This window comes from Marinimicrobium sp. (genome assembly GCF_002695945.1).
In the GTDB taxonomy this organism is placed as follows: domain Bacteria; phylum Pseudomonadota; class Gammaproteobacteria; order Pseudomonadales; family Cellvibrionaceae; genus Marinimicrobium; species Marinimicrobium koreense.
Window position 1 is genome coordinate 1 of the sequence record NZ_NZQP01000002.1, and the last position, 11,886, is coordinate 11,886.

The 11,886-nt window shown below is 58.3% G+C and carries 7 protein-coding genes; 6 read left to right on the forward strand and 1 reads right to left on the reverse strand.

The window, feature by feature from the left end; all coding sequences use genetic code 11:
- Nucleotides 1-77 precede the first annotated feature (77 nt).
- From CMG77_RS00040 to CMG77_RS00060, 5 genes are all read left to right on the forward strand, one after another.
- Complete coding sequence (locus CMG77_RS00040) at nt 78-3,266, forward strand: PAS domain-containing protein (protein ID WP_286876190.1); 3,189 nt, start codon at nt 78-80, stop codon at nt 3,264-3,266.
- A 316-nt stretch (nt 3,267-3,582) separates the two neighbouring features.
- The gene (locus CMG77_RS00045) at nt 3,583-6,102 is read left to right on the forward strand and encodes an efflux RND transporter permease subunit (RefSeq protein ID WP_286903370.1); all 2,520 of its coding nucleotides are present in this window, start codon (nt 3,583-3,585) and stop codon (nt 6,100-6,102) included.
- Nucleotides 6,103-6,122: 20 nt separating this feature from the next.
- The gene (locus CMG77_RS00050) at nt 6,123-6,920 is read left to right on the forward strand and encodes an outer membrane lipoprotein-sorting protein (RefSeq protein ID WP_286903371.1); all 798 of its coding nucleotides are present in this window, start codon (nt 6,123-6,125) and stop codon (nt 6,918-6,920) included.
- Nucleotides 6,921-6,933: 13 nt separating this feature from the next.
- Nucleotides 6,934-8,226, forward strand: a complete 1,293-nt coding sequence (locus CMG77_RS00055) for a hypothetical protein (RefSeq protein WP_286903372.1) — start codon at nt 6,934-6,936, stop codon at nt 8,224-8,226.
- A 39-nt stretch (nt 8,227-8,265) separates the two neighbouring features.
- A complete protein-coding gene (locus CMG77_RS00060; protein WP_024460709.1) occupies nt 8,266-8,478 on the forward strand; it encodes a YgaP family membrane protein in 213 nt (70 codons plus the stop codon).
- 90 nt (nt 8,479-8,568) lie between these two features.
- On the opposite strand, the gene CMG77_RS00065 is transcribed toward CMG77_RS00060, so the two are convergent.
- A complete protein-coding gene (locus CMG77_RS00065) occupies nt 8,569-10,686 on the reverse strand; it encodes a methyl-accepting chemotaxis protein (RefSeq protein ID WP_286903373.1) in 2,118 nt (705 codons plus the stop codon).
- Nucleotides 10,687-10,959: 273 nt separating this feature from the next.
- Between CMG77_RS00065 and CMG77_RS00070 the strand changes: the two genes are divergently transcribed.
- Nucleotides 10,960-11,886: ExeA family protein (locus CMG77_RS00070; protein WP_286903374.1), on the forward strand; the 927-nt coding region annotated here is incomplete at its 3' end.

Here is an 11,886-nt window from a genome sequence, read left to right on the forward strand (position 1 = left end):
CCGGCCGCAACCAAGTGTGTTTAGCCTTGTCCGATTGACCCACAACCCTCCGGGTTGGGTATAGAGCCATAACATCTATGAGTACATCCAGCACCCCCGTACTTGACCTCGAGCGGATCAACCGCATGGCGAGACAGCTCCTCGACATGCCGATTGCATTGATTTCACTGACGGATAATGGTCGACAACGGCTGGTATGCAGTGACGGACAAGCCCTTTCCGGCATACCAGAAGGTGACCGGATACTGGAGCACATACTTTGTGCCTCCGCCTCTGACCCGCTCACCGTCGAAGATGCGTCAGTCGATCCACAATTCAGAGATTCGCCGTGGGTGTCCGGAGAACCTTTTGTCCGTTTCGTCGCGGGTGCCGCGCTCCGGGATTCCGACGATCACCCGATTGGGACTTTATGCCTGCTCGATACTCGCCCCCGGTCAATTGATGCGGATCAGTACAACCAATTGAAGGACCTCGTGTCTCTGAGCGAAAACCTGATGCGGAGCGAAGCCCCCATCAGCGCTTCTCGCCTGGAGCTGGAGTCAGCGCTGGTAGACAGCGAGCGACAAGCCCGCCTGGTTATTGAAGGCACCGATGTGGGCACTTGGGAATGGAATGTACAAACGGGCGAAACGGTTTTCAATGAACGCTGGGCAGAAATCGTCGGCTATACATTGGCCGAGTTGGCGCCCATATCGATCGACACCTGGATGAGTCTTGCGCATCCGGACGATCTGGCCCAGTCCGAAGCGCTACTGAACGCCCACTTCCGTGGCGAGACGAGACATTATGACTGCAAGGCACGAATGCGTCATAAGCAAGGGCATTGGGTATGGGTGCACGACAGGGGGCAGGTCTTCGAATGGACGGCCGAGGGGGAACCTCTGCTGATGTATGGCACTCATGCCGACATCAGCCGGGACATTAAAGCCCAACAGACCATCGAAGAAAGTCTCGAAGAGTTCTCCTCCCTGATCGCCAACATGCCAGGGGTTGCCTACCGGTGCCGACACGACACCCCCTCGACTGTACTTTACGTCAACGATCAGGTCCAAACCCTCAGCGGCTACAAGGCCGAGGAGCTGATCAACAACACCGAAATCAATCTCACCACACTGATCCACCCCGACGATGTTGAGCGGGTTGCCCAAACCATCCAAAGCGCGGTCGATAACGACGAGGACTGGCACCTCGAGTACCGCATACGCCATCGCACCGGAGGCATTCACCATGTAGAGGAGCGCGGACGTGCGGTCGCAGGAAGCAGGTCAGAAAACAGAGTTCTTGAAGGGCTGATTGTCGACATTTCCCGCGAAAAAGAATCGCTCGCTCAATTGAACAAACACCACGAAGTATTGGTGCTTCTGAACGATATCGCTTTCAATACGCGAGAGACGGTCAACGACAAACTGTGTTACGCGCTCGCCAAGGCGAGACAGTTTCTCGGCATGGAGTTGGCTATTATCAGCAAGATCGAGAGTGACGTGTATACCGCTCGCTGGGTCGATGCCGAGCCGGACACCGGCATTCAGCCGGGACAGACCTTCAGCCTGGACGCCACCTGGTGTCAATTGCTCTTTTCCGGGGGAGAGACGGAACTGTTTCTTTCGGATGCCCCGAGCAGCCCATACGCCGAGCACCCGTGCTATCAGAGTCTACCCCTGGGCTCTTACATAGGCGTCACTTTGACGGTCGAAGGTGAATCCTTCGGCACTCTGAACTTCTCGTCGTCCAGCCAACGAGGAGAGGATTTTGACGAGACCGACCGTTTGTTCATTCGACTGCTCACGCGCTGGGTTTCAGACTTATTGGAAAGCGATACCGGGAATGAGCGATTGAACAAACTAATGGCCCAACTGCCCGGCATGGTATATCAGTATCGGCTTTTCCCGGATGGCAGATCGACCTTTCCGTTCAGCTCTCATCAGATCGAAAGCCTTTATGGTATCAGACCGGACCAGGCCGCCAGAGATGCCAGTTCCGTATTTGAGACCATTCACCCCGACGACCTGGAGGCAATCACACAAACCATAGAGGCGTCGAACCACTCCCTCAAAACCTGGCAGGGAACCTATCGGGTGAAAACGCGAGATAACCATTATCGGTGGATTGCGGGACAGGCGCGCCCAGAGCGTCTAAGTGACGGCAGCACCCTTTGGCACGGCTACCTGCACGATATTCACGATCAAGAGCTGGCGCGACAGGCACTTGAGCGAAATGAAACCCGGTTCCGCAGCCTGTTTGAGTTCGCCCCCATCGGCATGGCGTTAAACGACTACAAAACCGGTCGCTTCATTGATCTGAACGATGCGCTGATCAAACCCACCGGCTACACCCGCGAAGAATTTGTTCAGTTGAGTTACTGGCAGATCACCCCCGAGGAATACGCTGAAGACGAACAGAGGGCACTGAACGATCTGAAAACCCAGGGACGGTATGGCCCTTTCGAGAAGGAGTACATCCGCAAGGATGGTAGTCGCTACCCGGTAAAACTGCAGGGCATGCTCAGCCAGGATCCGGACGGACGGCCTGTAATCTGGTCCTTGATCGAAGACATCAGCGAACGGCGCCGACTGGAGCGAATGAAGGATCAATTCATCGCCACGGTCAGCCATGAACTTCGCACTCCCCTGACGTCGATCAAGGGATCGCTTGGCCTGCTGGCCGGAGGCGCTTTGGGCTCGATGTCAGATAGAGCCGCAAAGATGCTTCATACCGCTCAACGAAACGCAGACCGTTTGTCCTCACTGATCAATGACCTACTGGATATGGAGAAACTCGTCGCAGGGAAAATGCCGATGAATTTCGAGCAGCAGACTGTCGGCCCACTCCTGGATGAAGCCATCGACTCGATGACCAGCTACGGAGCACAGCACGACGTTCAATTGGTAGCGCCAGATAGCTGGCCAGAGGTACAAGTCAACGTCGATGGCACGCGCCTGATGCAGGCACTGAACAACCTGATCTCTAATGCGATCAAATTTTCTCCCGAGGGGGGTGCCGTGGAAATTTCGGTCGCACCGCAAGCGAACGTTATTGAAATTCGCGTGCGGGACTCGGGTCCCGGTATTGCGCCAGACTTTCGCAGCGAATTGTTCAAGCGGTTCTCTCAGGCCGATGGTAGCGACCGACGGAAGCTGCCCGGTACCGGGCTGGGGTTGGCAATCACCCGCGAGATCAGCCGCCAACTGGGTGGCGAAGTCGGCTATCGGGATGGACCTCAGGGGGGTAGCGAATTCTTTATCACCCTACCTCGATTGAACGACTGACCCAGCCCTTCAGTGCCATCATACCGCCAGGTCGCCTTGGTGGATGACGCGGCTTCACCGCTTATCCACCCTACCTGACCGACCTACCTCGAACACCTCTCCGGGTCTTTTGGGCCCCATGCCATTGGCTCGCAGGTACTTCCTGCGTGACACTCACCGTCTTTTCATTAAAAAATTATAATTTAGATATTTCTAATTTATAGAATCAATCGATATCCCCGTGACAACCCTTTCAAGCTTTAGTATATTTATTAGATATTTCTAATTTAGATAACTCTCAACACTATTGCTATTGCTCGCTACTGGAGATTCATTGATGGCCCGACGCTTGCTAAATCTGGCGCTTAACCACCGCAAGGCGGTATTTTGGGGGCTGGGCCTTTTGACCCTGGCGTTCAGCGCCCTGCTGCCGCTGATTCAGATCGACACGGACCCGGAGAACATGCTACCGACGGACAACCCCGCCCGGGTATTTCACAACGAAGTGAAGGAGCGCTTCGATATGCACGACACCATTGTGGTGGGCGTGGTGAACGAGCAATCCGTGTACAACCCGCAAACCCTGGCCAACCTGCACAGCCTGAGTGAGTTTGCCGAAGGGCTGGACGGGGTAATTGCCCCGGATCTGATGTCCCTGTCGAATGTCGACAACATTACCCAGGAAGGCGCGGGCACTCTGCGTTTTGAGTGGATGATGCGCGAGCCACCGGACACTCAGGCACAGGCCCGGACCATCCGCGAGAACGTGGAAGACCTGCCGCTGTTGTTCAACACCCTGGTGTCAGAGGACGGCAAGGCGGCCGCCATCTACGTGCCGATTGAAGACAAGAACCAGAGCTACGCGATTGGTCGGGAGCTGCAGTCCCACATTGATGGCTTTGAGGCCGGGGACGATTGGCACATCACCGGTCTGCCCATCGCCGAGGACCGCTTCGGCTATGAAATGTTTGTTCAGATGGGCATTTCCGCCCCCTTGGCAGGCCTGGTGATCTTCATCCTGTTGTGGGTGTTTTTCCGCAACATCCCTTTTATTGTGGCACCGATGATCGTCTCCGTGAGCACGGTATTGATCACCATGGGCGCCTTGATCGGGGCCGGTTTTACCGTTCATATCATGTCTTCCATGATCGCCATTTTCCTGATGCCCATCGCCGTGGTGGATTCGGTGCACATCATGTCCGAGTTTGCCGACCGCTACCGCAAGGGCAGCAGTGTGCGCCAGGTCGTTACCGAAGTGATGGGCCATCTGTTCACGCCGATGCTGTTTACCTCGGTCACTTCATCTATCGGTTTCCTGTCATTGATGCTGACCCCCATTCCGCCGGTGCAGATTTTCGGCTTTTTTGTGGGCCTGGGCATCATGCTGGCCTTTCTTTCCACCATCATTTTCATTCCGGCCTATCTGGTGAGTCTGAACCCCGCCACCCTGGATCGCATGGTGGATAAATTGCCGGCCGAAGATCGCTCCCTGGTGGCCCGTGTACTGCCGCCCCTGGGCAAACTGGCCCGTTCCCACGCCAAACTCTGGACGGTCGGCTTTGTTGCCCTCTTTGCGGTGTCGGTGTGGGGGATCACCCAGATCCAGATCAACGACAATCCGGTTCGCTGGTTCAAGTCCGACCACGAGCTGCGCATTGCCGACCGGGTGCTGAACGATCACTTCGCGGGTACCTACGATGCCTTTATGGTGTTGCAGTCCAGCAGTGACGCGGTCGACAAGGCCCAGTCCGCGCTGACCGATGCAAGCACCAACGAGTCACTGAGCGAAGCGACCCGCACATGGTTGAAGGACCAGACACTGGACAGCCCCGAGTCTCTGTCCGACCTGATTCTGGCCTTGGACGATCGTCTGTTCGAGGTGGGCGGTGAAGATGCCGACGCCCTCGAAGCACTGATGAACCAACTCGAACAACTCGACAGCCAGAGCCAGGCGTTTTTGCAGCCGGAGAATCTGGAATATATCCAGCAGCTCGAGCAACACCTGGCCAGCACCGGCCTGGTGGGCAAGAGCAACAGTCTGGCCGACGTGGTGAAAACCGTGAACCGCGAGCTGCGCTCCGGCGAAGCGGAGGATTATCGCTTGCCCGACTCCGCCGATGCCGTGGCCCAGACGCTGCTGCAATATCAGTCCTCCCACCGTCCCCAGGATCTGTGGCACTTCGTCACGCCGGATTACCGCGAATCCCTGGTGTGGCTGCAACTGACCAGCGGTGACAACCAGGATATGACCGCAGTGGTGGAGTCAGTAGACCAGTACTTGCAGGACAACCCATTGCCCGAAGGTCTTAACCTCGAGTGGGCCGGCAAATCCTACCTCAATGTGGTCTGGCAGGCGGAAATGGTCGAGGGCATGGTAGGCAGTCTGATCAGCGCCTTTGTGATCGTACTGATCATCATGATGCTGCTGTTCCGCTCCGTGGCCTTCGGCATTGTCGCCATGCTGCCCCTCACCCTGACCATCACCGGGATCTACGGCCTGATCGGCTGGGTGGGCAAGGATTACGACATGCCCATAGCCGTGCTCTCGGCGCTGACCCTGGGGCTGTCCATCGACTTCGCGATTCATTTTGTGGAGCGCACCCGGGCCTATTTCCGCGAAACCGGCGACTGGTCGAAGACCATGCAGCTCATGTTCCTGGAGCCGGGCCGGGCCATTACCCGCAACGCCATTGTGATTGCCGTGGGCTTTACCCCGCTGCTGGTGGCACCGCTGGTGCCCTACATCACCGTGGGCTTTTTCCTGGCCACCATCATGGCGCTGTCCGCCCTGGTGACCCTGATCCTGTTGCCCACGGTCATGACCCTGCTGCAACGCTGGTTGTTTCGCGCATCCTAACCGATTGAATGGAGAACCTGATGATGAACGTCAAAACTGTATTGGCAACCGCGGCCCTGACGCTGTTCGCCGTCGGCGCCCAAGCCGAAGAGGCCTTGGCCGACCCGCGGGAGATTGTGCGCAAAGCCGAGCGCGTCGCGTTTTACTCCGGTGACGACGGTCGCAGCGAAGCGCGCATGCTCATTACCGACAACCAGGGTCGGCGGCAGGTCCGCCAGTTCACCATCCTGCGCAAAACCCGGGACGATGATCAAACTCAGGACATGATGGTGTTCTTCTCCCGCCCGGCGGATGTGCGGAACACCGTATTCCGGGTGGTCAAGCGCACCGAGACAGACGATGATCGCTGGCTGTATCTGCCCGGCCTGGACCTGGTCAAGCGCATCTCGGCGGGCGACAAGCGCACTTCCTTTGTGGGCTCGCATTTTTTCTATGAAGATGTATCCGGCCGCTCCACCGACCTGGATGACTACGAGCTGCTGGAAACCACCGACGAACACTACCGCCTGCGCGGCACTGCCAAGAACCCGAGCGAGGTCGAGTTCAGCCACTACGAAGTCACCATCGATCGGGAGACTCTGCTGCCGGTGGGCACCGACTACTACAACGACCGGGGCGAGGTGTATCGCCAGATGGAAGTGAAAAAGATTGAAACCATCGAAGGCTATCCGACGGTGGTGCACTCGATCATGCGCGATCTGGACACCGGCGGTGAGACCGAAATGCAGTTCCGCAACGTGCGCTACGACCTGGGCATTCCGGAGAACATTTTCTCCGAGCGCAGCCTGCGCAACCCGCCCACTGACTGGTTGAACTGAAGGAGCCTCATTCATGCGTTGGACGTCGCTTGCGATCAGGTCACTGCTGGTCAGCCCCTTGCTCTTGAGCGGTCCGTTGCTGGCACAGACCGACGACGGTTGGGATAACTGGGAAACCGGCGACTGGGAAGAAGAGGCCGGCCCGGCGTTCCCGCTCTATGGCTTTATCGAGCTGGGCGCGGGTTCGCGCCTGGACCGCAGTCCCCATCACGACCGGCTGAGTCTGGGCGAAGCCCGGGCCCGGTTGGAAACCGACGGCTCGACGAGCCGGTTTCAGTACACCGTCAAGGGTGACCTGGTCTATGACGAGGTGCTCGGCGAATGGGACGCCCAGGCACGCGAGCTGACCGTCAGTAACGGCATCGGCGATCACCTGGATGCGAAGCTGGGCCGTCAGGTGATGACCTGGGGCACCGGGGATTATGTGTTTCTGAATGATCTGTTTGCCAAAGACTGGCAGGCATTTTTTATCGGTCGGGACGATGAATACCTCAAGGCGCCTCAGGATGCGCTGCGTCTGTCCGGCTACTTTGACCGCGCCAATATCGAGCTGGCCTGGACACCGGAGTTCGAACCCGATGTCTACCCGCGCGGCGAACGCCTGTCGGTATTCAATCCCATGGAGGACCAGATCATCGGCGAAGCCCAGGCCTTTGTGGCCGACACGCCGGATGACGATGAACTCGCCCTGCGCGTCTATCGCAACATCGGTTCCACCGAGTGGGCCCTGTATGGCTACGACGGTTTCCACAAGAGCCCCACGGCTTTGAGTTCGGATGGTCAGCCCACCTTCTCGCGCCTGCGCGCCCTGGGCGGCTCGGTTCGCCTGCCCCTGGGCCCGGGACTGTTCAATGCCGAGGTGTCGCACCACGACAGTCTCGACGACCCGAGCGGCACGGACCCGCGAACACCCAACAGTCAGTGGCGCGCCCTGGTTGGCTACGAGAAAGAACTGTTGACCCGTCTGACCGGCAGCCTGCAACTGTACCTCGAGCACACCCAGGACCATGACGAGTTGGTGCTTAACAGCCCGAATCCCGAATGGGAGGCGGAGCAGAACCGCACTCTGGTCACCACCCGACTGACCTGGCGGGATGCCCGGGACACGATGACCCTGTCCCTGTTCGCGTTCTACTCCCCCAGCGATGAGGATGGCCATGTGCGTCCGCGGTTCGATTATCGCTTTGACGACAATCTGAGCCTGAGTACCGGTTTTAACCTATTCTTCGGAGAGGAAACCCACAGTTTCTTCGGGCAATTCGAAGACAACAACAACGCGTATGCACGCATTCGATACGCGTTTTAATCAACGGCTTTAACAACGCAAGCAAACGAAGAAATTACCATGAGTCTTGAACGTGCTGTCACCGCCTTCGCCGGTTTTATGGTCCTGCTGTCCGTTGCCCTGACCTACTGGGTTCACCCCGGTTTTGTCTGGCTGACGGTCTTTGTGGGCGCCAATCTGTTTCAGCAGTCCTTCACCGGGTTCTGTCCGGCCGCGTCGTTTATGCGTAAGGTGTTTGGGTTGAAGACCGAGGCGGAACTGGCGAGGTTATAGACATTTCGGCGAACCGCTGGTTTGGGTTATGGCGGATGCGCTTCGCTTATCCGCCATAACCCAACCCGTCGCATCCGCCGTAACCCCACCTTACCCACTCACCTGAAACGCACTGGTCAGATGATGCAGATTCGACGCCGTGCTGCGCAGTCGATCCGAGCTGCTGTGTAGAGCCCGGATCACCTGCCGCATGTCATTGCTGGCCCCCACCACCTCGCGGGTCTGCTGCCCGTGCTCCTGGCTGTGGGCTTCAATGTGGCGGATGATCTCAAACATCCGCTCGACAATCCCGTGCAGTTCGGAATTGTCGGACGACGCATCGCTGGCCAGTTGCAGCCCCCGATCGACATCCGCCACGCTGCTTTCCATGAAGGTGGCCGCTTGCGCCGCCTCTTCCTGAATGGTGGCAATCTGCTGTTCAATCTCTTTGGCCGCATCGGCGGTGCGCGCCGCCAGGCCCCGCACCTCATCGGCCACCACGGAAAAGCCTCGGCCGTGTTCACCGGCCCGAGCCGCTTCAATGGCCGCGTTCAGCGCCAACAGGTTGGTCTGACTGGTGATATTGCTGATCAGAGAAACCATGCCTCCGATTTCCCGCGTCCGTTCGTTCAACTGGTGGATGGTTCGGGCGGAGTTCTCCACGGCATTGCGAATCGCCTGGGTACCGGAACTGGCAGACTCAAACTGGGCCCGGGCCTCTCGCACCACGGTTTCCATGACCTGTTTCATTTCGGTGGCGGTGCCGGAGGCGTTGCTGATTTCGCCGATCTGCTCTTCCAACAGGCTCAGCATCTGCTCCATAGCGGCGGTCACCTGAGTCATGGTGGCATTGGCGCTGTCATTGCGCTGAAGCATCTGCTCACTGTTCTGCTTGACCTCGTTGGCTGAGCGGATCACCGAGCCGATAATGCCATCCAGATTGTCGATAAAGCTGTTGGTCCAACGCCCCAGATCGCCGGTTTCATCGGCCACCAGTTTGCGGGTGTCCAGGCGCTGTTTGAGGTTGCCGCCTCCCTCCCCCAAGGCGTGAATGATTTCCGTCATTTTCCCCAGGCGCCGGGCAAGACGCCTAGGGCCTCGGGCCAGAAAACTCCAGGCGCCCACGGCCAATGCTCCAGCGGTCGCGAGGTTGATGGTCCACAAGGGCCAGTCGCTCCAGGCGTGCAGTGCCATATTGCCGCCGAACACCAGTAGCAGAGGCAACAGCAGTAACCCCATGAACCGATAGGTTATAGAACGAAAGCGATACACCTCCTCCAGGTCACCCTCGCACATCATGCCCCAGCGGTCTTTGGAACCTTTAAGAGTAAAGGTTACCCCTTTACCGATTACCGGAATGTGGCGGTAATCCGAATAGCCCGGATAGGTGACAAACAGGTTCTCGCCGTTGCGGATGGTTTCGCGTACGCCGGGATGCAACTGGCCGGTGGCCGGGTCGGTAAAGCGGATCTCGAATTCGGTGTGCCGCTTGACCCCCACCACGCCCCAATCGGTGTGAATACCGCTTTTGAGATTTTCGCCATGGGAGAAAGTGCTGTCCTCAAAGCGGGACCGTGACAGGGCCGTCCCCGCAACGATGCGCCGATCAAAACCCGGCTCCACCATAAACAGATAATTGTCACCGGACTCGGTGAAAATATGCCCCGCTTCCCGTTGAATCAGATCGCCGAGTACGTCATTGGGAACCCGGGCACAGACACAGCCAATCGCTCCGTCCGCCAGTTCCACGGGCTGGTAAAACATCAGGGTCACCTCGTCGTGAAAGCGCGACGAAGAGGGACCAATATCCAACGTGGCCCGATCCACATAGGGCCCATGCAGAAACGCCCCTTTCAATCCCTCCTCCAGGGCCCGGGCATCCAGGTCACGTGCACCGACTCTGGCGCGATAGCTGGAGGCCAGCACTTTGCCGGTGTCGTCCACGACAAACAGCTCCGATGCATCCACCCAGCGCTGAAGCTGCTGTGGCAATAACGTATCCCAGCGGGCTGGATCCTGCTCTACGCTGGCCGCCAGGGAAACCATCTGCTCCCACTGACCGTCCACCCACTGATTGAGAATGGTGATTCGCGTCTGGGCGACGCTCTCAAAAGCCTGCTCCATCAGTGCATAGCGATTGCGGTTGAGCCAGCAGGACCAGCCCATGCGCACTTTGCCGGTAGCGCCAAACCAGTTCAGCCAGCGCCGTTCAGCGCCGGAGAGATTCATACGAGTACTTCTTAAACTCATTGAGTCATTCCAATTTTCGGGTTGATACCCCAAGCCGTAGCAGGAAACAGGCCAATCGAAAGACGGCGAATAAGGCGCCAAACTTTTCAAGTTGCACCAATTCGGTGCAAAGCTTGCGTCAGCGCCCCCTTCGGCGCACCTTTGTGATGCAGAGAATTGTCACGCCCGAGTCAGACCGAGCCGGAGAGGAGGCTTTAACCGACCCGAGTTTCCGGCTATTCTGGCGGTCTGACACCGGGACCAAGGATCGCCATGTACCACCCGTTTTTCGGCCTTCAGGAGCCGGCCTTCGCCATCGCCGTCAACCCGCGCTACCTCTATATGAGTCAGCAGCACCGGGAGGCCCTAGCGCACCTGTTGTTTGGCCTGCGCGGCGGCGGTTTTGTGCAACTGACCGGCGAAGTGGGCACCGGCAAGACCACCATCATCCGCTGCCTTCTGGAACAGCTTCCGAGCGACACCGACATCGCCCTGATTCTGAACCCCATGGCCTCCGTGCCCGAATTACTAAGTACCATCTGCGATGAGCTCGGAGCCCGCTATATCTCGGACGACGACACCAGCGTCAAAACCCTGACCGATGCGCTCTATGATCGGCTGCTGGACAACCATGGGCGCGGGCGCAAAACCGTACTGTTGATCGACGAGGCCCAGTCGCTCAGTGCCGAGGCGCTGGAGCAGATCCGGCTGCTGACCAACCTGGAAACCCACACCGAGAAACTGCTCAACATCATTCTGGTGGGCCAACCGGAATTGTGCGATCTGCTCGCTCAGCCGTCCCTGCGCCAGCTCGCTCAACGCATCACCGCGCGCTTCCACCTGAACCCACTGAGCCGGGAAGAGACCGCCGCTTACATTCAACACCGCCTTCAGGTGGCGGGCCTGGCCAGCGGCAGCACCCTGATTCCCGAAGACATTCAGACGGAAGTGCACCACTTCAGCGGCGGCATTCCCCGTCTGATCAATATCATTTGCGAACGCATGCTGCTGGGCGCCTACGGGCAGAACCGCAACGTCATCGACCGGGCGCTGTTTCGCCAGGCGCGGCGGGAAATCACCGGGGAACCCACCTCGGACCGCCCCAGCACAACGGCCGCGCCGGCACCAAAGCGGTCGCGGCCAGCGTGGTTGGCCAGCGCCATCGCGGGTTTTGGTGGTATCACTCTGGGCGCACTGCTA